Origin of the sequence: Bradyrhizobium sp. Tv2a-2, assembly GCF_000472425.1 — a bacterium.
Lineage (GTDB): Bacteria > Pseudomonadota > Alphaproteobacteria > Rhizobiales > Xanthobacteraceae > Bradyrhizobium.
Map to the genome: position 1 here is coordinate 164,326 of NZ_AXAI01000008.1, position 16,976 is coordinate 181,301.

Sequence of the window (16,976 nt, forward strand, 5' to 3'; positions counted from 1 at the left end):
CGCCGATGACGCCGATGATAATCAGCAGCGCGTAAAGCGGCGCGCTATCCGACATGCGATAGTTCATGATGGTTGGTCTCCTTGTGATAGGGCCTGCGAAGCCCGTTGCTAGTGAGTCTTCTTTTCGATGGTGCCGCGATCAAGAAGAACGGGAGCGAACTTGCGGCAGTAGGCCTCCCTGTTCCTGGACGCCGTGGCCATATAGTCGACAGTCTCGTTGACGAAGCGCGTCACCTCCGGAATGAGCATGGCGCGGTCGTAGTCAGTACCCATGCCAACCTTGAGGGCCTCGATAGCTGCGGTGCCGATTCTGTCGTCGACACCCATCTGGTCGCCGAGCTTGCTGAGCGACCCTCGGACGACAGAGTATCCGCAGATATTCGCGACTGAGAGCGAACCGAGCTCGATCGTGATGTAGGATTTCTCCTCATCCGTCAGCGGCGCTGCGCTTGCCGGTGAGATGATGATTGACGCAATAAGTGCCGTGACAGCTATAAGCTTGTTCATTGGCTTTGGTCTCCTTGGTGGGCCTGCGAAGCCCGGCTGGTGATTAGAGGTTCCTGACGATGACATCGTTGCGGTAGGCGGCCATCCGCTTGGAATTGCCGCCAGAGCGAACGACGCCGCGGCCAAGCGAACCGCCGGTCTTTTCCTCGAACTTGTCGGCGATGTAGCGCCGCAGCTCGTGGCCGTCCCAGTCCTCCGGCATTCGAGGGATGTTCTCGATGATCTCCTCCACGATGGCGGTCGTCAGATCGTTGACGAACTGGATCTTGGTTGGCGCATCCATTGCTGGTCTCCTTACGTATTGGGTCTGCGAACCCGGTTGAAGTGGTCGAGCCACTCACGGAGTTGGTGGCGTTGCTCGCCGATGCCTCCGTGGGTGCGGGTGATGTCGGCATCGGCCGCGATCCAGCCTTCTTGCTGGAAATGGCCGATGTAGTGGTCGAGCACCCGGCGATATTCCGATCCCGCCGCCACCAGGATGCGCCGCCGAGCGGGGCGCATCTGTTGCTGGTGCGAGAGGGGCATGAATGTGTCGGATGCCTTGGTGAGGCCGCGCCGCTCCATGAAGGTGTCGGCGCGGCCCGGCGTCAGCCGCTGTTCGTACGGCTGTATCCACCGCTGGGCTTCAATGAAGCCGTACTCGGCTGAGAGGACGTAGACATCCGTCCAGTCGAACGCGCCGCGGTGCGTCTTGAGCGTGAGCCACATCGGCCCTTGGTAGAGCCGATGTGGTGGGCCTGGGTCTTTGCTCTTGGTGGCGCTACAGGCCATGAAGATGGCGGCGTCGCTATAGCGCCGCATCGATCACGACCAGGGCGGTGTTGACCATCGTGCCGGACTCCTTGAACGTGCCGGCAGGAAGGTCACGCCACTCGACCGCGATCGGCTGAAGCTTGGCGCGCTGGCGCGGACCGTTGGCGCAGATCGCCACGATCCGGCCGCCCGGCCTTAACAAGGTCCGCGCGTGCTCGATGTGGCGGATGTCTGCGCCGTTCTCGAATGGCGGGTTCATCACGATGCGGTCGAACTTCGCATCCTGCGTGCAGCCTGCCATGTCGAGAAAGTCCGCATTGACGACGGTCACGCCCGGGAAGCGTTGCGCCAGACCCTGCGCCAGCTGCGGATTGATCTCGACGGCGACCGCGCTCAGGCAGCCATCGACTGATCGGCGGGCGACATCAAGCAGCATGCCAGTGCCGGCGCTTGGCTCCAGCAAACGATGACCATCCTGCAAGTCGGCCAGCTCCGCCACCTCTTCAGCCAGCGACGCTGGCGTCGGGAACAGTTGCGGAGCGGTAACGACCTGCACGCCGCCATTACGGAGAGTATCTGCCATGGCTTCGAACGACGAGGCTTCCGGCTTTTCCGTTTGCTCGGTGCGAGGCGGGCGGGCGACGAACTCCCGCACGAACTCGGCGGGCTCGGTCTTTTTCGGTTCCTGGTGTGCCTTGCTGTCGGTCAGGAACACGCTCACAAGGCTGTGCTTGATCATGGCCGTCCGGAAGCGGTGCAGCTTGTCCGACCCCAATCGCACGCCGCGATAGTCGTTATTGATCTTGGCGTATTCCGCCTTTGTCATCTCGACCTGGGGGTAGGTGATCGTGCGGCCCCGGTCGTACTGGTTCTCCGTCGTGATGGCGCCGCCGGTTGCGCGGTAGTTGAGAAGCGGCATCAATTCCCGACGAGGCTTTGGCGCCAGCAGCTGGGTTGCGCCCTGTTCCTCAAGCATGGCGCGTTCGTAGGCCAAGCGGTTGTCGTAATGTTCGATCCAGCGGTCGCACTGCTCGATCGATCGCGGGTAAACCCGCTTTGCATGCTCGACGACCTCGGCCACGGTGCGCGGCGCGTAGAGGTTGGGGTAGCGGTTTGTCAGTCCGTCAGATGCTGTCGGACGCTGATCGAAATCCGGCTTGTCTCCTTCCTTGCGTGGCAGATGAAGCCAACAGCGATCTGCGATGGCGATCGCAATTTTCATTTGCTTGTCGGCATCCGCCTCACCCCCGCAAGCGGTCCAGAGCTTAAGCCACATTTCGGACTCAGCCTTGCTGCGCTCGCTCTTGCGCTTGTCGGCTTCAATGGTCTTGATGCGACGCGCGCGCACCTCCGGCAGTTCCTTGTACTTGGCATGCCGGACGGCGCCAGCGGCGCGCGCCGTCCAATATTGCGAGGTGCGCCACATCTTGACGGCCTTGCGCATGCCGTTCTCGATCCGCTCCGCATCCCTGCGTGCGTGCTTCTCGGAATGGTGACCCACGAGGATGGGTTGGCCAAGCGGGATATTGTCCGCGATCGCATCGACGGTGGCCTTTGCGCGATTGGCGTCGGCCATCCGCTTGTCGCTATAGTCCTCGAAGCGCTCTGCGCGCTCCTCGGCGCGGTCGATCAAGCTTGTGTCCTCGTCTCCGATCTCCTCGCAGAGTTCGGTCAACAGGTCCTCACGATCCGGCGTCCACATGGGCGCAACGAATAGCTCTTGCTTCGGCGCCCACTTGAAGCCGGCGGCTTTCACGCGGGCATAGGTCTCGGCGTCGAGACGGGTCGAGGCATAGAGGCGGAGCTTGTTGTCGTCGGGGGAATAGGTGGCATTCATCATTGATTGGTCTCCTTGAGTTATCCCGCTGCGAACGGGGGTGGTTAGGCAGTGAGGAAGGTCAGGCCCTTGTCGAGCGCTCCAACGAAGTCGGTCAGCGTGTACTTGATCGTGGTCGCCTTCTGCCGATGGAATTGATTGATGGAGCCGACGACACAGAACTCGTCGGGGTAGGTCGCATCGGACCTGCTGCTTGTGTGCCAGTGGCCGAGATAGGCGCCGATCTTCTCGGAACCGTCGAAGTGCATCATGCACTGGTATGGTCCGCAGATCAGTTCGAGGCCGATCTCGCGAGGGCCGTTGAACTCATGCAGCTCGATGGTCGCGCCGTGCTTGTCGGCGATGGTGCGAACGGCGTCGAGACACTGCTGGCGTCCCTTCTTCGTGGCGCACAGGCGGTCGTACTCATTGTGTCGTGACATTGGTGGTCTCCTTGCGATGGTGGGGCGCGGCCGCTGCGAACGGCCGCGCGTTGAGGGATCAGCAGGTTGCGAAGTACTCTTCCGGATTGGCGATGCTGTAGATTCTGGTCTCATCGTTATTCCACGCCACCGTGATTGTGGCGCTGGCTATCTCCTCGACCTTGCCGGTCTGACGATAATGGTTTGGTGAGATCCCCTTCCAGCGCCAGACCTTGCTGTCCTTGCTGATGAACTGCTTCCACCCGCTGCCGACGTACCTGCCATCGTAGAGGCGCTCCAGATAGGCGCAGACGAGAGGGGTGATGTCGGTGAAGGCTTTCGAGAGATCATCAGCCGACAGATCGCCGCTCGCGACATCCTCGGCATCAACGCAGAGGCCATAGATTTCGCTCGCCGGGACCGGGTAGTCCTTGATGTCGCTATCCTCGGCATAATCGCCGATGATAGCGACGCGATCGCCGCCCCAGCGACCGACGATGTCGTCGGGATCATTTTCACCGAAATCGCCGCCGCCGCGCCCGTTAGACACGGCAAGCAGGATGGTGAGCGCATCCTGTATGCCGCCGGGGCCGCCGTTGAGTTGCTCCCAGAGCTTGAGCCCGTTGCCAAGATCGTGCGGCATGAGAAACTCGCGCTTCGTGAGGTTTACAGTCTTATGGTACTGACCCATGGTTGGTCTCCTTGGTGTGATCCCGGCTGCGACCGGGGAGGGGGAGTGAAACCACGCGACGGCCTGCGAAACCGTCGCGCGGGTGATCAGAAGTAGCAGTGACGGAAAACCAGGTTCCCGTCAGTTGAGGTGATGTAACCGCGCACACGGCGGCCACGGTGGTTGCAGTAGGCGGGGATCGAGAAGTAGGTGTCGGCCTCGCCGGTCACGAAAGCGGTGACACGCATGTCACCGGCAATCGACTCCCATTGGCAGTTCTCGATCTTGGCGAGGGAGGGACCGCCGATCCAGTCGGCGTACCAGACGGTGGCGCCGTCTGACTGGCTCTCGGAGCGATCACAGCGGACGCGGACCATGTCACGCCTCCTTCCGCATCGACTGCGTGATCATGTGCAGCATCTCGTCCTCGGTCACGCCGAGGCGCGAGTTCATGTGGCGGACGAAGGCCTCGACCGAGAGGCCGGACGACGCGATGGTCGGCAGCGAGCCGTCGTCGAGATCGGTCGTGTAGTAGCCGGTCTCGCCGCGCTTGACGATGCCGATGCGCTCGCCGCGCTCGGCGGCGGGGACGACGATGTAGCAGAGGGGCGGGTTCATTTTGACGGTCATGGGTCAGGCCTCCAGACGCCAGAAGGCGTCGCTGTTGATCGATGGGGCGGGATACATGTCGGGGCGCGAGGCCTCGACTTCGGCGGCGAATGCATCGTTGAGGCGAGCGTTGATCTCGTCCGCCAATTCGTCGGCGACCTCGACGTGATAGTCGTGGCAATCGCTCTCGATGCCCCAGAGCGACTCCTGCTCGTCGCTCTTGACCTCCTCGATGATGATGCCGACGTAGGACCAGTCATCGTTGAGCCAGCCGGCGAGGTATTGAAAGTCCTGCTCGACGGCCTCACGGACGATCTGCTTGCGTGAGGGCTTGCGACCGAGCTTGCGTTCCAGCTTGGCAAGGTCTTTCTCGCCAAGGCCCCAGCCGTCGCGCTTGGCGATGCGTGTCGCCTCCGCGAAATCGTAGAAGTAGGCGCCCCAGCGGGTGCGATGCAGGAGGCGCTCGCCCGGGGACTTGGCGTCGCCATAGTGATCCTCGCGCACCGGGCCATGGCAATCGTGCTCCTTCCATGGCGGCCCCATGCTATCATCGTGCACGGTCTTGAAGCGAAACTTGCGCCCGCCTCGTTCGAACACGTCTCCATCGAATAGGTTCATGATTGGTCTCCTTGGTGGTGGGTGAAACCGCATCGCCGGCTCTGCGAAAGCCGGCGCGCGGGGCGGTTCCTTATGCGACCTCCTTGACGTTCTCGGCGGTGCGGCCTGAGACGGTCACCTTGGTAACCGGCGTCTTGGTGGTGTTGGCCTTGATGAACTGGCGCGAGAGCTTGGCTCGCGCCGCCTTCATGTCCAGCTTGGACTGCTCGTACTCGCTCACGGTGGCGCGGTAGAAATCGCCCTCGTAACTGCCGGCGCCCATGGCCTTGATCTGCTCGTAGATCGGCTCGGCCTTGAGCTTGAGATCGGCGATCTGGGCCTGGATCAGGCCGTACTCGTCGATTAGGGGTCCGATGTTGGATTTGGGCATGGGCATCACACCTCCGCCTCGAAGTGCATCTCGGACAGGCGGATCGCTGTTGCGAAGTCGCCCGCCGGAACGGCATGACGCAGGTCCGTCAGGAGATCGGTCAGGACCTGAGACAGCGGCGCGCCGTCATCTCGTGTCTCGACACCGGGGATGCGCTCATAGGCTGCGAGCACGGCATTGCCGTTCCGCATGCGGTCGTGGTTCGACATGATGGTTGGTCTCCTTGGATCGGGGAATAGCCCGCGCTGCGAACGCGGGCCGGTTGAGGAATTGCTACTCCGCCGCCTGGGCGATCGGCTCACGCCGCACGAACCAGCTCGGCAGGTGTGGCGTCTCCTTCTGCTTGAAGTCGACGGGCATCAGGATGCCGAAGGCGAAGTCGCAAGCCGGGAACAGGATCAGCGCAGGCGATGTCTCCGGCTTGTGCTCGGCGGAGCAGAGGATGCGCAATGCGTCCTTGCGGTCGCGGTTGTAATCAACCCGCGGCGGCTTCCAGCCGGTGTGCAGAGCAAGCTCGCGCGCCATCTGGGTGAAGGAAGCGAGGTGCTCGGCCTGGAACGCCGGGGCCCCGACATCTTTGAAAGCCAGCGGCACCACGCGCCGGTAGTCGGGATAGGTGCCATCGACCCGCACGCCGTCCACGACGGCTACCCGCTTGAAGCTGGTCTCGGCCGCAGGGTCGTCGCCCTCATACAGCGTGGCCGAGTTCTCGCCGGTGCCGATCTGGACCACGCGATAGAAGCCGGGCTTGCTCTTGCACTGCTTGAGCATATCGCCGAGGTTGACGATGGCCTTCTCGTCGGCCTTGCCGTGCTCGTCGTGGATCGAGACGAGGCGGGTGCCGTCGGTGGCGGTCAGGGTGACGCCGCGCCACGGGTGCGGCTCGACGAACACGCCTTGCAGGTAGTAGCGGGTCTCCTCACCGGAGGCGCAGGCGAAGGCGATACGAAACAGGTTCGCATTGAAGCGTAGCATGGTGGTCTCCTTGTGATCCGCTCTGCGAAAGCGGTGGTTTGGTCAGGCTGGGATGCAGATGAAGGAAGCCTCGCGGGCGACCTGCTGTCGCCTCGCGGTCTCCATGATGGACTGGCAGATGCGACACGTTCTGGTGCCGCGTGATGAGACGTAGGTGTTCTTGGTGGTGCGCCTGTGGCCTCGCTTGCAGTGAGTATCGAGGCGAGGACGGCCACCGGGTCGCCCAGTCTTGGGTCGCTTCTCCCGCTTTGCCGCAAGCCGGCAGGGGCGGGAGCAATAGATCATGTGGCCGCGATGCCCGTCGTTCGCGAACGAGAATGGCTTCTGGCATATGCGGCAAGTGCGAGTGACGACGACAGGCATGGTCTATCCGGTGATCCAGTTGAAGAAAGCGGTTCCGACGATGATGCCGAGGGCGACGTGCCCGACGGCAAAGCAGATTGCCTCGATCGGAGAGGTGGAGATGGTCTGGTCAAGCCAGAGGCGAATGCCGATCGGCTCGGGATCGCGCGCCAGCGATTGCGGGGGCAGGGGATAGAGCCGGTGATCCTCGGCGGGGCGCGCGGGGAAGGGGTACTTGCTGGTCAGGACGATGTCACCGTCGATGACGGTATAGGCGTGATGCTTCATTGGTGGTCTCCTTGGAATGGGGCCCGCACTGCGAATGCGGTGTTGGATCAGAGCTTGATGGCTGGCGGCTTGCCGGAGCCGAGGGCGATGCCGGCCATCGCCGCCCGGAACACGTCGCCGCACGCCTGTTCGGATGCACGGACAGCCGAGTTGAGCGCCTCGTTGCGGCCCTCTTCGACCATCTTGCGGGCGGCATCGAGCTGGTTTGCGTAGTTGAACAACTGCTCCGCCACGCGCTCGTTGCCGGTGATGTCGAAGGCGCGGGCGAGGATGTTGAGCTCGCCCGCGATCCAGTTGAGCATCTTCGGGCCGTCAGTGAGCTTGTCGAGCGATTGAGTATCCATGGGGTTTCTCCTAGTCGTCTTCGTAGGTTGGAAGATCCGCGACCGCGTCGGCGGCGCCATCGAACAGGATGTAGGCGGCGCCGTTCTCTCGTGCGTAGGTGAAACAGGCGAACAGGTCGTCGGGGAAGGAGTTGTCGCCGTTCTCCTCGTCGCAGTACAGGAACCACCCGTACGGCGTCTGAGCGACCCAGTGAGAGAGGTTGTCCTGGCCGTCGAGACTGTCGAGCCACTCGCGTGTCGATGGCTTGAGGTGCGCCGTCGACAAATCCATGAAGGACTGGAGGTTCGGATGTGACATCGATACCTCCCCTCAGTACCCACTGGCCATCTGGAACGCTTCGTCCTTGGTCTTGCCGGCGGCGATGTGCTCGTCGTATGAGCGCTGCCATTTGATCCAGTGGCGAAGCTCGTCGGCACGCTCGGCCTTGAGGCCGGACTTTGCTATATGGTCCTCGTCGCTGCCCGCCCGATTCCACGCGTTCTGCGCGACGCTGTAGCGAGCCTCGGCAATTGCCTGCGCCAAGGTGCCGTTCATGACGCATGTGGGGTACAGGTGCTTGCCGTGCTCGCCATTGATGAGGTCGGGCCCGATGGTGCGGTAGGCGACATCGCCGCTCGGCATCTGGAATGCGATCAGGACGTAACCGAACCTGATCTCCATGTGCGGATCGCCCGCGCCGCACCAGTAATCGATACGGTGCTTGAGGTCGGCTTTCGCCTCGGTCGTGTTCGGTCCGTATCCGGGGACGCGGCCTTGGGACACGGCGACGGTCTTGGGTTTGGGCATTGGATGGTTCCTTGAGTTGAAATGGGGAAATGGATCAGTCGACTTCGAGAATGATCGGCTCTCGCGAGGCGGCGACGCTGAGCTTGAACAGCTCGGCATCGCTGTAGCGGATGAAGCGTCGGCTGGTGGCCAGGACGTAGTGCGTGCCGCTCTTGGCGCGGCACAGCACCATGTAGACAGCGCTGGTCTTAGCCATGGTAGTCGTCGTGGCAGGACTTGGAGCAGAACAGGCCGAGGTGATCGTCGCGGCGCCCGGCATCGTTCTCGATGTAGTAGCCGTTCAGGTAACGTCGGCCGGTCTTGGTCGCGCGGGTGCTGCCGCACCATTTGCAGGAGCCGATCGCATTCACATAGACGCGGAAGCTGTGCAGCTCCTGGCGCGCGAATGGGTCGCGGGAGATGAGGCGTGACATCAGAGCACCTCGTACTCTGAGATGTCATAGTAGCAGTGCGCCTCGCCGTATTCGTCGGCCAGCAACTCCACTGCCGCGGCCATCTCCTGCTCGGTTGAGACGAGTGGCCTCCCTTTGTCTTGTTGCATGATGTTGACGCACACCATGGCCTCGGCGACCGCCTTCTCGCGTGTGGCGCACACCTTGATGATGATTCCGGGCACCTCGTAGTGCTCGGCCTGCATGAGGTAAACTTTCATTGATGGTCTCCTTGGTGGTGCCGTCTGCGAAACGGCGGGGGTGGTTACTCGTAATGCGGACGCGTCTCGGGGTAGTGCTTCGGCGAGTGGCCGTTGTGGACCTCGGCATAGTATTTGCCGGTCGAGAGCACGCTGCCGATATCGCGGCGGCCGACATTGACGGTTTCGTCGAGCAGCGCCTGCAGGCTGGCGCACCATGCGTCGGAGGATTTCTCGTCCGGCTTGACGGTGAGCAGGTATTCCGGCTCGATGCCGTCGAGCGCGTGGTCGACGCGATCGCCGCAGTTGTAGTACCAGCCACCTTCCTCGGGGCCGCCGTAGGCGCGATCGACCAGATAGATGGCGACGGTCCAGAACGGGGCCGGCGTCGGTGGGCTTTCGATTTCTTCGGTCATTGCTGTCTCCCATAGTGCAGCGCGCAGAGCGCTGCGATCGAGATGAATGTCATGGTGAGGATGAAGGCGCCGGCGATCATGTCGCGCCTTCATTGGCTTCACGTCGCTCGGCAATCTTGAGTCGGGTCTCAAGCTCGAAGCGGCGGGCGTTGTATTGATAGGTATCCCGGTCCAGCCCGCCGTTGAACGGCGAGATCTTGCGGATGCCGAGCACGCGCATCGCGCTGCGCAGCTCACGGAGCTGGCGGCGCAGATCCTTGGTTTCACTCATCCGCGCCTCCTTGCGACACGGTCGGCCAGGGCGAGCGCGCAGACGCCGCCAAGGCGGCAGGATGCGTTGAGGCAATCGGCGATGGCGTGCTTGCGGTCGTCGCAAAAGTCGGCGGGGTTGGGTTTCTGTGTGGTGGGCTGCATCGGTCAGGCCTCCACGCAGTCGGCGATGGCGCGGTCTAGGACCTTAAGGACGTTCGCGTGCCGATCTGCTAGCGGCCGCATGCTGGCGTATTCGTCGTTAACCCGCATCGGGCTCAAGCCGAAAAGCGCTTCGGATGCCGCCCCGATCGCATGTTCGGCGCCCCAGCTCGAGCCGCCTCCGTCAAGTCGATTGATACGGTCCACGGCGCCCAGCAGGCACCACGCGCACGCTCTCTCGCTCTCCGGTGCGACATGCTCGCCATCGTCGTCGATGGCGTAGGTGCCCTGGGTCCAGTGTGCGATATCAGCGAGCAGCGTGCGGGTTTCGATCAGAATTTGTTTGATATTCATGGCTTTGGTCTCCTTGGGAAGGGGCCGCCTGCGAAGCGGCCTTGGTGGTGGGGATCACACCGGATCGAAGGCATCCGGGTTGCGGGAGATGAAGTTGCGAAGTTCCGGCGTTGGGAATCCGAGCGCATCCTGCTCGCGGACGAAACGCCGCTCTTGACGGCGGTCACGTCCGCGGTCGGTCTTGGCGAAGGGTGCCGGGTGATGCGTGAAGCGGTGGTCGGTCGCCACCTCGCAGGCAACGACCGTGAACACGGCCCAGCGCCGTCGGCGCGGCGGCAGCATGGAGCGGCGCGCCTGATCGGTGGCGCGATCCTTGGCCATGTCCTCGTTGTAGGCGAGGACGCGGAGCTTGAGGTCGCCGCCGCCATAACCGAGGCGGCGCACGGTGACGTCATAGGCGGTGATGGTCATGGCTCAGTACCCCGCCCAATCACGCAGCGCACCGAACGAGCCGCCCCAGATCACCCGGTTGGTGTAGGACCGTCCGCGGTAGGTGAAGCGGTCGTAGACGAACAACACGCCATCGGCCGTGGCGTCATCGAACCAGTCGTGCGAGCGGGCCCAGGCGATCTGGTCGCGGGTGAGCTTTGTGCCGTGCTCGATCGAGGAGGCGGCCTTGACGAGCTCGTCCATCGGCAAGAGCTTGACCATCTCCTGCTCAAGGCGGGCGATCTCGGCCCATTGCTGGCCGGTCTCGGCGGTGCGCTTGAGGAACTCGATCCGCTCCTCGAAGGCTGAAATCTGGTCCTCGATCGAGAGGACCGGTGCGTCGAATGTCATTGCTGGTCTCCTTGGGTGTGGGGTTGAGCCTGACTGCGATCAGGTGCGAGGCGGCAGGACGTCGAGCCAGCCGGCGAAGCGGCTGTAGCGCTCGGGCCGTAGCTTGATGAGCGCGGCCAGGTCGTCGCGGGTCATGGGATTGGTCTTGTGGGTGACCATCTCCATGAAGGCGAGGTTGCTATCCGCCAGACGGCGGCGGGCGGCTTCGTACTGCTGAAGCTGGGTGAGGGACATGTCAGCTTCTCACCCCAAGGACTTGGAGGCTCGCGCAGCGAACGGTGGTGTCATACAGAGCCAAGAAGGCGTCGCGGAGTTCGCGGGCCTTTTCTTCGGTGTGGCACGGGAAACGAAACCGTGAGCCGTGCTGCATCAGAATGACGGTCGTTCCCTCAATCTTGACGTACATGCTCGCCTCCCTCACTTCTTGCCGTTGCGGTAGGAAGCGAGTTCGAGCTTGCGGAGGAGGATGATGACTTTCTTGGACATGGTGGTCTCCTTGGGGTTGAACCGTCTGCGAAACGGTCGTGCATAAGCGCACGCTGGAGCGCCGCCATCAGGCGACGCTCGGACTTGCGCTCTTGGGTGTGGGGTAATCAGTCGCGAACCGGCCAGCCGCGCTCGGCGGCGGCGTGCTTGGCGAGGGCGATGTGATAGGGCGTGACCCCCTTGCGCTGCTCGAAGCATTCGAGCAGCGTCACGCCCTCGGCCGGCGTGTGCAGGTGTCCGCGCTCTTTCGTCACGGCGACGGGCCAAGTATCGGCGATGCCGACAACCTTCTCGCTCTCGATCACGAGGATGTCGCCGGTCTCGACTGGGTACTCGCCGTCGAAGGCGTAGTGCACTCCGGTCTGGCAGGCATCGTATGCGTCGCCGGTCGTGCGGAAGGTGTGGGTGCTCATGGTCGTGGTCTCCTTGGGGTTGGCCTGACTGCGATCAGGCGTTGAGCTTGGCGACTTCGGCGTCGATGTGCGCCTGCGTTCCGCCGGTGGTGATGATCTTGGTGTTACCCTTGGCGTATTGTTCGCCATCGACGATGTCGTCGCGCTCCTGCTTGACGGTCTCAAGCTCCCAGTCGCCGAAGTGGATGCACCAGGGTTCGGTCTTGCTCTCGCGGACGAGGAGCGAGTGATACTTGCGGGACATGATCGCCTCCCTCAGCCGCGACCGTAGGCGCCGCGGCCGCCGCCCTTGCCCTTACGGCCCTTGCTGTTCGGGTACTTGGCCGCGTACTCGCGCTCCTCGCGCTCCCAGAGCTTGTCCTCGACCTTCTCGTTTTGCTTGAGGATCGCGTCGTAGAGCTGATTCAGCTTGGTCCCCCAGGCGAAGTGGTAGCTGCAAACGCGGCGGGCGAGTTCCTCGCGCACGTCCAGGTCCTTGTAGGTCTTGCACGGCATCGCCTTGATCTTGAGCATCGTCTTGATCGCGGCCTGCTCTGCCGCCTTGGTCACGGCGTCGATGGAGGCGTCGGCTTTCTTCATGGCGGCGGTAACGGTCTTGAGGTTCAACATTGTTGGTCTCCTTGGGTGTGGGGTGAAATCAGGCGGCGACGGGGATCAAGCCGAGGGTGATCGCCCGGAGGATGGCGCGCTCGTTCTCGCGGTTCTGGAAGTTGATGTAGGTCCGGGCGGAGCGGCGGTCGGCGAAGCGCTCGCCGTTGACCCAGAAGCCGACGGCTGATCCGTCAGTGCGCTCGATCATCCAGATGCCATCGTAGTTGATCGAGGCGGTGACGGCGTTGCGGATCGCGTCGGCTTGGTAAGCCCAGAGCGTCTGACGAACCTGCGTCTCGTTCTTGGCGGCGACGTTGCGGAGCGAATAGCGGGCATCGGTGTGGCGTTTCATGGTCGGTCTCCTTGGTTGCAGGCATGAAAAAGGCCCCGCTGCGAACGGGGCCTAGTTGGAAGGGCGGTGGCAGCAGATCAGGCGCCGGTTTTGATCTCGGTGCCGTTGGCGAAGATCGAGACGATCTTATCGCCGGAATGAACGAGAAACACGCCGTTATACCGGCGTGAGTGTTTGGCGGCATCCTCTTTGGCCTGCCGGATCGAGCGGCGCGGATGGGTTTCGAGTTCGCCATCGCCAGCGAGATGGCTGATTTTGATTTGCATGATCGGTCTCCTTGGTTTGAGGCGTAGAACGGTGCGGCGAAACATGCGCCGCACTGCGCTACGCCTAGGGCCCGGTATATGACGGGGCCCTAGGGCATAGTGCGCAAAGCCCGGTTGCCCATTTGCGAAGCGGGGCCGGTTGCTACGAACAGCGCGGGAAACCACTGCAACGATGCGGAGGCCGATGCTTAATGAAGCGGGGCCAAAATGCGGGTGCAGTACCCGACAAGCCTAGACGGTGCTGTAAGCCTTGGCCCCATGCTGCGAGCGCAGACGGAGAGGCAAGCCACTATGCTTTGGACACCGGTGCATTGCCTTTTGTTTGAGGAGGCATTGCGCACCCGACCCGAGGCGGGACTCTGCAAGGCTAACAGCGACTAGCTTGCTGTTAGGGCCATTCCGAGTAGGGGCGCAGTAGCGCAGGCCGGGCACTGCCAAGAGGCAAGCCCTTGGCAAGGGAGAGAATGCACCAAGATGGTGAAAAACGGAAGCGAAAGTTTGCACCGCTTTGGTGCAATATATAGAGAGTGCCCTATTTTGGCCTAAGCCTTTGAAATTGCTAGGTTTTACCCCAAAAACAGGCCCAAAACCGCCCAAAGGGGCCCCAAATTGGCCCCACACCCAAGGAATGGGCCCGGCCGGGCCCCGATAGAGCAGGGGACCCGCTACAGGGGCGGAAAGACCGGCGGCGCTAGGCAAGGCAGGGCCCGGGAAACGGCCCTATTGGGCCCGCGCTAGGGCCCCAGAGCTACCCCAAAATGGGCCCAAAAACGGGCCCCAAAAGATGAGCTGGCGAGGGGCCCCTGCGCCCAGGTACGCAGGGGTAAACAGGGAACGGCCCGAAACGGGGCCCATAGGCGGGAAGGCTGATTCGGGGCCCCAAAAGGGCCCGCAACCCCATAGGGGACATTTGGCCCCGTAAGGGGACAACGAGACAGAGCGCGGAACGCCAAGGGGACATTCGGGGGACATCGGCCTTTCGGCACCATGTCCCCTTCAACGGCGCCATTAGAGAAATCAATCACTTAAGCCCGTTATCGGAATCCCGACATCGGTCCCCGGCACCAGCCGTCCCGATGTCCACGTTCCCAGTCGAATGTCCCCATGTCCCCAAAGTGTCCCCTTTCGATGTCCCTTTAATGTTCTGGCTGAGGACTCGCGACGCAGCTAACATCCTGATCCGCATGGCGGATATCGCGCAGACATTGGCGGCGGACGTTCTGGAGGCATCGGGGCTGTCGTGCCTGTATGCCGAGCCAGGCGCAGGAAGTGTGCGGATCACCATCGGCGGCATCGCTGCGCGCAAGAAACCCGGCACAAGGCTCTGGCTTCGCTCGCAAAAGCAGGCCGAACGGGTATTGGCCGAGTTGATGGCCAGTCACCGCGAGGCGCGCAAGAACGCTCGTGGCGGCCTCTTCGTGGCCGCCGAGCCCGAGATGGTCGAGAAGATGCTGCGGGTGTGCGCCGGCCGCCTCGGGTATGCGATCTCGCCCGATGAGCACCTGGACGTCACGCTGTCCTCGCTTCAGAAGCGGATCGGCAAAGCCATCGACGCCCTGCAGTCCACCGGTCAGATGAAGAAGCTCAATCGAGAATATGCCGCGCTCCGAAAGGGGACATTGCTCGGGGACATCAAGGGGACATCGGGGACATCGTTACCATCGTACTCCGAATGGCTGGTCGATCGGCTCAAGAAGCAGCTTCCGGCCTACACCAATCTGGCGAACTTCACGATTTTGTGATCAAATCTGAAACACAAGCAATATCATCAAGTTGATATCGATTTTCGTCGTCGGTCCAAATTCATTGCGGAAAATCAGCATTGATCTCGGGCGGAAAATCGGCTCTACACGCGCCTGCGCCACGTCGACAAGTGTGTCTTGAAGGGTGAGGCGAGCTCAAGCGAGCCTCAACCCAACTCTCAGACATCTGACAAGACTGGGTGGAGAAGGTCTCTTAGAGATTCTCCATAGCGGCGCCTTCCTCACAAGCCAAGCGATGTCCCCGACCCGGCAATGTCCCGGGGGCCGGAAGAGGACATGTCCCCCTTGGCAGTGGGTGAAACTCTTCAACCGATCAGGGCCTCGCGCGGTGACGCTTGTGTTGGTCTCGCGTCCTGCGACCGCTCGACTAGTCCTGTTCGATAGGGAGGCCCTGAGCTTTTGCCTCCAAGCTGCGCTCGGGGTCTCCTTTGAAATCTGAACCGGGAATTAATTCCGGGTCAAAACCTTATGGCCGATTCTCAATCGGCAAAAATTCCCCAACCCCACATCGTTGATCCCCCAACGTAGTCGGAGCCCCACCGATGACTGACGTCGATTACTCGCGAGGCGGCGACGGCCCGAACCTCGGGCCCGCGACCGATCCGTTCAATGGCGACCAACCCACGGTGGCCTCGCCGCGCGTCGGCCGCATCGTCTACGAGCCGAGTCACGGCCCCGCGCATGCCGCTCGCGCCGTTGGCAGCGAGACGCCCAACTTCATCTCGACGGTCGGCGGCCGGCAGCAGGCCGAGCCGGCGCCCGATCCGATGCAGTCGCGCCAGGCCGAGGTCGCCAAGCTGATCGAGGAGCGACGCTTGCGCGATCAGTTCGCGGTGGCGGCGCTGCCGACAGTGCTTGAGTTCGCGATCGGGGCGGACGTGGCGGCTGAGCGCAAGCCAGCGATCATTGCGACGACCGCCTACGACATCGCCGACGCCATGCTCGCCGAACGCGCCAAGAGGTCGACGTGAGCGATCAGCTCGCGATCTCCCGCGCGGAGGTGAAAGCGCTGTTCAGTCGCTTCGTCGCCGAGCTTGAGGCCATCCCCTCGTTGATCGCGCCGCTTGTCGTGCGCGAGGGCGACACGCCCAACAGCATCATCGTCGAGAACTTCCCGCAGCCGATCCAGCGCGAATACACCGTTCGACTGAGGGGGTTGACCCAGGACCAGGTCGCCTCGCTGATGGACATCGCCAAGGACTTCCGCGACGTCACGGTGACGGAGATCAAGCCGTGACCGACATCGCCCCCGAGTTCGAAGTCGTGAACGAGGACGTCCCGGTCTCGAAGGTCGTGACCATGCCGCACCAGTACATGGCGATCTACGCCAACCCGGTGTCGAACTGGTGGGCGGCGGCTGATACGCGCGAGAAAGCGCGCGCTGCTTTCGATCGCTTCATGGCCCATGGCGCGCAGAAGCCACTCTACCGGGTCTATACGTTCTGGGATGCGGAGAAGCTTGCCAAGATCGCTGCGTTTCTGGAGATGCCGTCACCAAGCGGGATGATCCACTGATGGGCTCCTGGCCGCTTGACGAGCTGTCCCGGCTACGGATTGAAGTCGAGGCCTTACGCGATCGTGTCGCGCAGCTTGAGGGCATCATCGGCATCGGCGTCGACGAGCTTGGCCTGCTCAAGCGGGTGATCCCTGACATCACCGTCATGGAGAGCAAGATCCTCAACATGGTTCGCGCCCGCGGCGCGGTCCCGCGCGGGGTGCTCTATGACGCGCTGTATGCCGCGCGCCCTGACTGTGATCAGCCCGGTGGCAAGGGCATCGAGGTGGCCATGATGCGGGTCCGGCGCAAGATTGCGCCGCTCGGGCTCACCATCACGACCTACTGCGGCAGCGGCTACGTCATGGCCGAGGCCGACCGCAAGCGCCTTACCTCGATGATGCAGGTTCCCCAAGAGGTCGCGGCATGAGCACCGACCACATCATCGCCTATCTCGGCTTTGCGGCATTCATGACCGTGTGGGTCTGCGTCTCGCTGCCGCGGAAGTTTCGGCGGC

At 62.7% G+C, this 16,976-nt stretch carries 36 protein-coding genes; 5 read left to right on the plus strand and 31 right to left on the minus strand.

Annotated features, from left to right (window positions below; translation table 11 throughout):
• Window positions 1-108: 108 nt before the first annotated feature.
• The 31 genes from A3AI_RS0118340 to A3AI_RS0118505 all read right to left on the minus strand — a co-directional run bounded on the left by A3AI_RS0118340 (window position 109) and on the right by A3AI_RS0118505 (window position 13,201).
• Window positions 109-507, minus strand: a complete 399-nt coding sequence (locus A3AI_RS0118340) for a hypothetical protein (RefSeq protein ID WP_024516989.1) — start codon at window positions 505-507, stop codon at window positions 109-111.
• 43 nt (window positions 508-550) lie between these two features.
• Window positions 551-790 carry a hypothetical protein gene (locus A3AI_RS0118345; RefSeq protein ID WP_024516990.1) on the minus strand — a complete coding sequence of 80 codons (240 nt, stop codon included), beginning with the start codon at window positions 788-790 and terminating at the stop codon, window positions 551-553.
• Between the two features lie 11 nt (window positions 791-801).
• Entirely contained in the window at window positions 802-1,308 is a 507-nt protein-coding gene (locus A3AI_RS45355; protein WP_051382436.1) for a DUF6884 domain-containing protein, read from the minus strand.
• A complete protein-coding gene (locus A3AI_RS46300) occupies window positions 1,295-3,100 on the minus strand; it encodes a DUF3560 domain-containing protein (RefSeq protein WP_024516992.1) in 1,806 nt (601 codons plus the stop codon). Before A3AI_RS46300 ends, A3AI_RS45355 begins: the two co-directional genes overlap by 14 nt.
• A gap of 41 nt (window positions 3,101-3,141) precedes the next feature.
• A complete protein-coding gene (locus A3AI_RS0118360; protein WP_024516993.1) occupies window positions 3,142-3,519 on the minus strand; it encodes a hypothetical protein in 378 nt (125 codons plus the stop codon).
• Window positions 3,520-3,577: 58 nt separating this feature from the next.
• Window positions 3,578-4,189, minus strand: a complete 612-nt coding sequence (locus A3AI_RS0118365; RefSeq protein ID WP_024516994.1) for a hypothetical protein — start codon at window positions 4,187-4,189, stop codon at window positions 3,578-3,580.
• 86 nt (window positions 4,190-4,275) lie between these two features.
• Entirely contained in the window at window positions 4,276-4,545 is a 270-nt protein-coding gene (locus A3AI_RS0118370; RefSeq protein ID WP_024516995.1) for a hypothetical protein, read from the minus strand.
• Between the two features lies 1 nt (window position 4,546).
• Window positions 4,547-4,798, minus strand: a complete 252-nt coding sequence (locus A3AI_RS0118375) for a hypothetical protein (protein WP_024516996.1) — start codon at window positions 4,796-4,798, stop codon at window positions 4,547-4,549.
• 3 nt (window positions 4,799-4,801) lie between these two features.
• Window positions 4,802-5,395 (minus strand): hypothetical protein, encoded by a 594-nt coding sequence (locus tag A3AI_RS0118380; RefSeq protein ID WP_024516997.1) that lies wholly within the window; start codon window positions 5,393-5,395, stop codon window positions 4,802-4,804.
• A gap of 70 nt (window positions 5,396-5,465) precedes the next feature.
• Window positions 5,466-5,771 carry a hypothetical protein gene (locus A3AI_RS0118385; RefSeq protein WP_024516998.1) on the minus strand — a complete coding sequence of 102 codons (306 nt, stop codon included), beginning with the start codon at window positions 5,769-5,771 and terminating at the stop codon, window positions 5,466-5,468.
• Window positions 5,771-5,974, minus strand: a complete 204-nt coding sequence (locus A3AI_RS0118390) for a hypothetical protein (protein WP_024516999.1) — start codon at window positions 5,972-5,974, stop codon at window positions 5,771-5,773. The genes A3AI_RS0118385 and A3AI_RS0118390 overlap by 1 nt, the downstream gene beginning before the upstream one ends.
• A 64-nt stretch (window positions 5,975-6,038) precedes the next feature.
• Window positions 6,039-6,740, minus strand: a complete 702-nt coding sequence (locus tag A3AI_RS0118395; RefSeq protein ID WP_024517000.1) for a beta clamp domain-containing protein — start codon at window positions 6,738-6,740, stop codon at window positions 6,039-6,041.
• 366 nt (window positions 6,741-7,106) lie between these two features.
• On the minus strand, window positions 7,107-7,370 hold the full coding sequence (locus A3AI_RS0118405; protein WP_024517001.1) for a hypothetical protein: 264 nt from the start codon (window positions 7,368-7,370) through the stop codon (window positions 7,107-7,109).
• A 47-nt stretch (window positions 7,371-7,417) separates the two neighbouring features.
• Complete coding sequence (locus A3AI_RS0118410; protein ID WP_024517002.1) at window positions 7,418-7,714, minus strand: hypothetical protein; 297 nt, start codon at window positions 7,712-7,714, stop codon at window positions 7,418-7,420.
• Between the two features lie 10 nt (window positions 7,715-7,724).
• On the minus strand, window positions 7,725-8,012 hold the full coding sequence (locus A3AI_RS0118415) for a DUF5983 family protein (protein WP_036048695.1): 288 nt from the start codon (window positions 8,010-8,012) through the stop codon (window positions 7,725-7,727).
• 12 nt (window positions 8,013-8,024) lie between these two features.
• Window positions 8,025-8,501 carry a hypothetical protein gene (locus A3AI_RS0118420; RefSeq protein ID WP_024517004.1) on the minus strand — a complete coding sequence of 159 codons (477 nt, stop codon included), beginning with the start codon at window positions 8,499-8,501 and terminating at the stop codon, window positions 8,025-8,027.
• Window positions 8,502-8,535: 34 nt separating this feature from the next.
• Window positions 8,536-8,697, minus strand: a complete 162-nt coding sequence (locus A3AI_RS47700; RefSeq protein WP_156927845.1) for a hypothetical protein — start codon at window positions 8,695-8,697, stop codon at window positions 8,536-8,538.
• On the minus strand, window positions 8,690-8,914 hold the full coding sequence (locus tag A3AI_RS0118430) for a hypothetical protein (RefSeq protein WP_024517005.1): 225 nt from the start codon (window positions 8,912-8,914) through the stop codon (window positions 8,690-8,692). Before A3AI_RS0118430 ends, A3AI_RS47700 begins: the two co-directional genes overlap by 8 nt.
• A complete protein-coding gene (locus tag A3AI_RS0118435) occupies window positions 8,914-9,153 on the minus strand; it encodes a hypothetical protein (protein ID WP_024517006.1) in 240 nt (79 codons plus the stop codon). The genes A3AI_RS0118430 and A3AI_RS0118435 overlap by 1 nt, the downstream gene beginning before the upstream one ends.
• Window positions 9,154-9,197: 44 nt before the next feature.
• Window positions 9,198-9,548, minus strand: a complete 351-nt coding sequence (locus A3AI_RS0118440; protein WP_024517007.1) for a hypothetical protein — start codon at window positions 9,546-9,548, stop codon at window positions 9,198-9,200.
• Window positions 9,549-9,624: 76 nt separating this feature from the next.
• Entirely contained in the window at window positions 9,625-9,819 is a 195-nt protein-coding gene (locus tag A3AI_RS0118450; protein WP_024517008.1) for a hypothetical protein, read from the minus strand.
• Between the two features lie 146 nt (window positions 9,820-9,965).
• Entirely contained in the window at window positions 9,966-10,313 is a 348-nt protein-coding gene (locus A3AI_RS0118460; RefSeq protein ID WP_024517009.1) for a DUF6197 family protein, read from the minus strand.
• Window positions 10,314-10,367: 54 nt separating this feature from the next.
• Window positions 10,368-10,724 carry a hypothetical protein gene (locus tag A3AI_RS0118465; protein WP_024517010.1) on the minus strand — a complete coding sequence of 119 codons (357 nt, stop codon included), beginning with the start codon at window positions 10,722-10,724 and terminating at the stop codon, window positions 10,368-10,370.
• 3 nt (window positions 10,725-10,727) lie between these two features.
• Entirely contained in the window at window positions 10,728-11,093 is a 366-nt protein-coding gene (locus A3AI_RS0118470; RefSeq protein WP_024517011.1) for a hypothetical protein, read from the minus strand.
• A 39-nt stretch (window positions 11,094-11,132) separates the two neighbouring features.
• On the minus strand, window positions 11,133-11,327 hold the full coding sequence (locus tag A3AI_RS0118475) for a hypothetical protein (protein ID WP_024517012.1): 195 nt from the start codon (window positions 11,325-11,327) through the stop codon (window positions 11,133-11,135).
• Window position 11,328: 1 nt separating this feature from the next.
• On the minus strand, window positions 11,329-11,499 hold the full coding sequence (locus tag A3AI_RS47705; protein ID WP_156927846.1) for a hypothetical protein: 171 nt from the start codon (window positions 11,497-11,499) through the stop codon (window positions 11,329-11,331).
• A 187-nt stretch (window positions 11,500-11,686) separates the two neighbouring features.
• Window positions 11,687-11,992: a hypothetical protein gene (locus A3AI_RS43025; RefSeq protein ID WP_051382437.1), complete on the minus strand. Its 306-nt coding sequence runs from the start codon at window positions 11,990-11,992 to the stop codon at window positions 11,687-11,689.
• Window positions 11,993-12,026: 34 nt separating this feature from the next.
• Complete coding sequence (locus tag A3AI_RS45360; protein WP_051382438.1) at window positions 12,027-12,236, minus strand: hypothetical protein; 210 nt, start codon at window positions 12,234-12,236, stop codon at window positions 12,027-12,029.
• Between the two features lie 11 nt (window positions 12,237-12,247).
• Entirely contained in the window at window positions 12,248-12,601 is a 354-nt protein-coding gene (locus A3AI_RS0118495; RefSeq protein WP_024517015.1) for a hypothetical protein, read from the minus strand.
• A 28-nt stretch (window positions 12,602-12,629) separates the two neighbouring features.
• Window positions 12,630-12,935: a hypothetical protein gene (locus A3AI_RS0118500; RefSeq protein ID WP_024517016.1), complete on the minus strand. Its 306-nt coding sequence runs from the start codon at window positions 12,933-12,935 to the stop codon at window positions 12,630-12,632.
• 77 nt (window positions 12,936-13,012) lie between these two features.
• The gene (locus A3AI_RS0118505; RefSeq protein WP_024517017.1) at window positions 13,013-13,201 is read right to left on the minus strand and encodes a hypothetical protein; all 189 of its coding nucleotides are present in this window, start codon (window positions 13,199-13,201) and stop codon (window positions 13,013-13,015) included.
• Between the two features lie 1,184 nt (window positions 13,202-14,385).
• Here A3AI_RS0118505 and A3AI_RS0118510 point away from each other — a divergent pair.
• From A3AI_RS0118510 to A3AI_RS0118535, 5 genes are all read left to right on the plus strand, one after another.
• Window positions 14,386-14,943 (plus strand): hypothetical protein, encoded by a 558-nt coding sequence (locus A3AI_RS0118510; RefSeq protein ID WP_036048698.1) that lies wholly within the window; start codon window positions 14,386-14,388, stop codon window positions 14,941-14,943.
• Window positions 14,944-15,506: 563 nt separating this feature from the next.
• Entirely contained in the window at window positions 15,507-15,935 is a 429-nt protein-coding gene (locus A3AI_RS0118520) for a hypothetical protein (protein ID WP_024517019.1), read from the plus strand.
• On the plus strand, window positions 15,932-16,201 hold the full coding sequence (locus tag A3AI_RS0118525; protein ID WP_024517020.1) for a hypothetical protein: 270 nt from the start codon (window positions 15,932-15,934) through the stop codon (window positions 16,199-16,201). Before A3AI_RS0118520 ends, A3AI_RS0118525 begins: the two co-directional genes overlap by 4 nt.
• Window positions 16,198-16,479, plus strand: coding sequence for a hypothetical protein (locus A3AI_RS0118530; protein ID WP_024517021.1), 282 nt, complete (start codon window positions 16,198-16,200; stop codon window positions 16,477-16,479). Before A3AI_RS0118525 ends, A3AI_RS0118530 begins: the two co-directional genes overlap by 4 nt.
• Window positions 16,479-16,889, plus strand: coding sequence for a hypothetical protein (locus A3AI_RS0118535; RefSeq protein WP_024517022.1), 411 nt, complete (start codon window positions 16,479-16,481; stop codon window positions 16,887-16,889). Before A3AI_RS0118530 ends, A3AI_RS0118535 begins: the two co-directional genes overlap by 1 nt.
• Window positions 16,890-16,976: the final 87 nt, after the last annotated feature.

Excerpts from the sequence above, each read along its gene's own strand:
- A3AI_RS0118340 (WP_024516989.1), bottom strand. The coding sequence starts at position 507 with ATGAACAAGCTTATAGCTGTCACGGCACTTATTGCGTCAATCATCATC.
- A3AI_RS0118345 (WP_024516990.1), bottom strand. The coding sequence starts at position 790 with ATGGATGCGCCAACCAAGATCCAGTTCGTCAACGATCTGACGACCGCC.
- A3AI_RS45355 (WP_051382436.1), bottom strand. The coding sequence starts at position 1,308 with ATGCGGCGCTATAGCGACGCCGCCATCTTCATGGCCTGTAGCGCCACC.
- A3AI_RS46300 (WP_024516992.1), bottom strand. The coding sequence starts at position 3,100 with ATGATGAATGCCACCTATTCCCCCGACGACAACAAGCTCCGCCTCTAT.
- A3AI_RS0118360 (WP_024516993.1), bottom strand. The coding sequence starts at position 3,519 with ATGTCACGACACAATGAGTACGACCGCCTGTGCGCCACGAAGAAGGGA.
- A3AI_RS0118365 (WP_024516994.1), bottom strand. The coding sequence starts at position 4,189 with ATGGGTCAGTACCATAAGACTGTAAACCTCACGAAGCGCGAGTTTCTC.
- A3AI_RS0118370 (WP_024516995.1), bottom strand. The coding sequence starts at position 4,545 with ATGGTCCGCGTCCGCTGTGATCGCTCCGAGAGCCAGTCAGACGGCGCC.
- A3AI_RS0118375 (WP_024516996.1), bottom strand. The coding sequence starts at position 4,798 with ATGACCGTCAAAATGAACCCGCCCCTCTGCTACATCGTCGTCCCCGCC.
- A3AI_RS0118380 (WP_024516997.1), bottom strand. The coding sequence starts at position 5,395 with ATGAACCTATTCGATGGAGACGTGTTCGAACGAGGCGGGCGCAAGTTT.
- A3AI_RS0118385 (WP_024516998.1), bottom strand. The coding sequence starts at position 5,771 with ATGCCCATGCCCAAATCCAACATCGGACCCCTAATCGACGAGTACGGC.
- A3AI_RS0118390 (WP_024516999.1), bottom strand. The coding sequence starts at position 5,974 with ATGTCGAACCACGACCGCATGCGGAACGGCAATGCCGTGCTCGCAGCC.
- A3AI_RS0118395 (WP_024517000.1), bottom strand. The coding sequence starts at position 6,740 with ATGCTACGCTTCAATGCGAACCTGTTTCGTATCGCCTTCGCCTGCGCC.
- A3AI_RS0118405 (WP_024517001.1), bottom strand. The coding sequence starts at position 7,370 with ATGAAGCATCACGCCTATACCGTCATCGACGGTGACATCGTCCTGACC.
- A3AI_RS0118410 (WP_024517002.1), bottom strand. The coding sequence starts at position 7,714 with ATGGATACTCAATCGCTCGACAAGCTCACTGACGGCCCGAAGATGCTC.
- A3AI_RS0118415 (WP_036048695.1), bottom strand. The coding sequence starts at position 8,012 with ATGTCACATCCGAACCTCCAGTCCTTCATGGATTTGTCGACGGCGCAC.
- A3AI_RS0118420 (WP_024517004.1), bottom strand. The coding sequence starts at position 8,501 with ATGCCCAAACCCAAGACCGTCGCCGTGTCCCAAGGCCGCGTCCCCGGA.
- A3AI_RS47700 (WP_156927845.1), bottom strand. The coding sequence starts at position 8,697 with ATGGCTAAGACCAGCGCTGTCTACATGGTGCTGTGCCGCGCCAAGAGC.
- A3AI_RS0118430 (WP_024517005.1), bottom strand. The coding sequence starts at position 8,914 with ATGTCACGCCTCATCTCCCGCGACCCATTCGCGCGCCAGGAGCTGCAC.
- A3AI_RS0118435 (WP_024517006.1), bottom strand. The coding sequence starts at position 9,153 with ATGAAAGTTTACCTCATGCAGGCCGAGCACTACGAGGTGCCCGGAATC.
- A3AI_RS0118440 (WP_024517007.1), bottom strand. The coding sequence starts at position 9,548 with ATGACCGAAGAAATCGAAAGCCCACCGACGCCGGCCCCGTTCTGGACC.
- A3AI_RS0118450 (WP_024517008.1), bottom strand. The coding sequence starts at position 9,819 with ATGAGTGAAACCAAGGATCTGCGCCGCCAGCTCCGTGAGCTGCGCAGC.
- A3AI_RS0118460 (WP_024517009.1), bottom strand. The coding sequence starts at position 10,313 with ATGAATATCAAACAAATTCTGATCGAAACCCGCACGCTGCTCGCTGAT.
- A3AI_RS0118465 (WP_024517010.1), bottom strand. The coding sequence starts at position 10,724 with ATGACCATCACCGCCTATGACGTCACCGTGCGCCGCCTCGGTTATGGC.
- A3AI_RS0118470 (WP_024517011.1), bottom strand. The coding sequence starts at position 11,093 with ATGACATTCGACGCACCGGTCCTCTCGATCGAGGACCAGATTTCAGCC.
- A3AI_RS0118475 (WP_024517012.1), bottom strand. The coding sequence starts at position 11,327 with ATGTCCCTCACCCAGCTTCAGCAGTACGAAGCCGCCCGCCGCCGTCTG.
- A3AI_RS47705 (WP_156927846.1), bottom strand. The coding sequence starts at position 11,499 with ATGTACGTCAAGATTGAGGGAACGACCGTCATTCTGATGCAGCACGGC.
- A3AI_RS43025 (WP_051382437.1), bottom strand. The coding sequence starts at position 11,992 with ATGAGCACCCACACCTTCCGCACGACCGGCGACGCATACGATGCCTGC.
- A3AI_RS45360 (WP_051382438.1), bottom strand. The coding sequence starts at position 12,236 with ATGTCCCGCAAGTATCACTCGCTCCTCGTCCGCGAGAGCAAGACCGAA.
- A3AI_RS0118495 (WP_024517015.1), bottom strand. The coding sequence starts at position 12,601 with ATGTTGAACCTCAAGACCGTTACCGCCGCCATGAAGAAAGCCGACGCC.
- A3AI_RS0118500 (WP_024517016.1), bottom strand. The coding sequence starts at position 12,935 with ATGAAACGCCACACCGATGCCCGCTATTCGCTCCGCAACGTCGCCGCC.
- A3AI_RS0118505 (WP_024517017.1), bottom strand. The coding sequence starts at position 13,201 with ATGCAAATCAAAATCAGCCATCTCGCTGGCGATGGCGAACTCGAAACC.
- A3AI_RS0118510 (WP_036048698.1), top strand. The coding sequence starts at position 14,386 with ATGGCGGATATCGCGCAGACATTGGCGGCGGACGTTCTGGAGGCATCG.
- A3AI_RS0118520 (WP_024517019.1), top strand. The coding sequence starts at position 15,507 with ATGACTGACGTCGATTACTCGCGAGGCGGCGACGGCCCGAACCTCGGG.
- A3AI_RS0118535 (WP_024517022.1), top strand. The coding sequence starts at position 16,479 with ATGGGCTCCTGGCCGCTTGACGAGCTGTCCCGGCTACGGATTGAAGTC.